This is a genomic window from Flavobacterium croceum DSM 17960, assembly GCF_002917885.1.
GTDB classification, from domain to species: domain Bacteria; phylum Bacteroidota; class Bacteroidia; order Flavobacteriales; family Flavobacteriaceae; genus Flavobacterium; species Flavobacterium croceum.
Map to the genome: position 1 here is coordinate 1 of NZ_PQNY01000085.1, position 1,370 is coordinate 1,370.

Consider the following 1,370-nt stretch of genomic DNA (forward strand, 5'->3'; position numbering starts at 1 on the left):
TCTTAAATTGAAGTCCGTTTTTCACGAAAATGTTTATCTTTAACAGAAATTAATTCGTTCGCTGGCTTCGCTTCTGCTCCAAGCCGCCCAACGTTAGCGGTAATTACCTCAAAATCACGTATAAAATACTTTTTTATATATTTGTCAAAACCTAACCCTTGAAATGACAAATATTTACAATCAACTTGTATTGCATTATTACTTTCATGATAATTCTCATGAAATAGATGCGCTTTTCAGAAATGAATGTGAACGAGAACTATTAATACTTTTTCAAGAAGTAATAAATGATTTAGACTTAAATATAAGAGTTGAAACATTACCTCCAAAAGAAGGGGGATTTATAGAAACTTGGAAATTCACAAATGACAACAAAGATATAATTGCCTTAGTAGTAAGTATTCTTACGCTAATTGTCACCGCGTTTCCACTAAAAAATAAAAGATTAGATGAAGCACAAATTGAAAATCTAGAAATGGACAATTTGTTAAAAAAGGAAGAATTAAGAAAGCTCGGTATAGAATACATTAAAGAAGTTGACGAAAGTAAATTTCAAGAAATAATAAAATTCTTAATCAAAAACTATAAGATAGTCTGGAGAAGATCTAATTTTTTTAAAAAAGTAACTCTTAATAAAAAAATCAAAAAAATCGCATTTAATAAATCGCTAGATGATCGAACAAATCAAGAAGAAATTCAACTTAGGCTTGGCGACTACGAGCAATTCATTTTATTTGACGAAGAGATTCCGGACATTCAAAATTTAGAAGTGTCAATCGACTTAATTTCATCTGTATTGAAAAAAGGAAATTTTAGATGGCGTGCCTTTCTTGATGGTCAGATTATAAATTTCGTAATGGAAGATGAAACTTTTAAAAAAATGGTATTTGAAGGTTTAATAAAACATACAAATAATGTTAAACTCAAAGTTATTCTCAACTATTCTAGAAGAATTGACGACTCTGGACATATAAAAATCACGAAATATTATGTATCAAAAGTAATAAGTTATTTCATTGGTAATATTGAACATCACATGTAACTACCGCTAACAGCGGTTTGCTAAAATGGCGATTTTTTCTTTAAATTCACGTTCAATTTTCGCAAGAAATTGTACCTTAGTAGAAAATTAGCGGTTACGAAGTCGCCACTTCAGCAAGCCGCCACACGTTGTGTGCCATACTTCCGACGAAATTCAGAAGTCAAACATTTTAGTTTGAACAACCATTTGAATTTTAAGACTTGACGAAATGTCCACTTTTTTGGATTTTTAGGAAACTAACGGCTGAATTTTATCTGAAATCGAGTAAAGTTTGGTTCAAGTTTAGCGGACATTTAGTAAAGTCTAACGATTTAAAACGGAAAACAAA

Annotated in this window: 1 protein-coding gene; it reads left to right on the forward strand. The window is 30.4% G+C overall.

Translation table 11 applies throughout. The features are described 5' to 3' along the window. Window positions 1–163: 163 nt before the first annotated feature. Window positions 164–1,042 carry a hypothetical protein gene (locus Q361_RS13555; protein WP_103727252.1) on the forward strand — a complete coding sequence of 293 codons (879 nt, stop codon included), beginning with the start codon at window positions 164–166 and terminating at the stop codon, window positions 1,040–1,042. The last annotated feature ends 328 nt before the right edge of the window (window positions 1,043–1,370 follow it).

What these genes read in the sequence shown, in the direction of transcription:
- Q361_RS13555 (WP_103727252.1), top strand. Translation starts at nt 164, where the DNA reads ATGACAAATATTTACAATCAACTTGTATTGCATTATTACTTTCATGAT.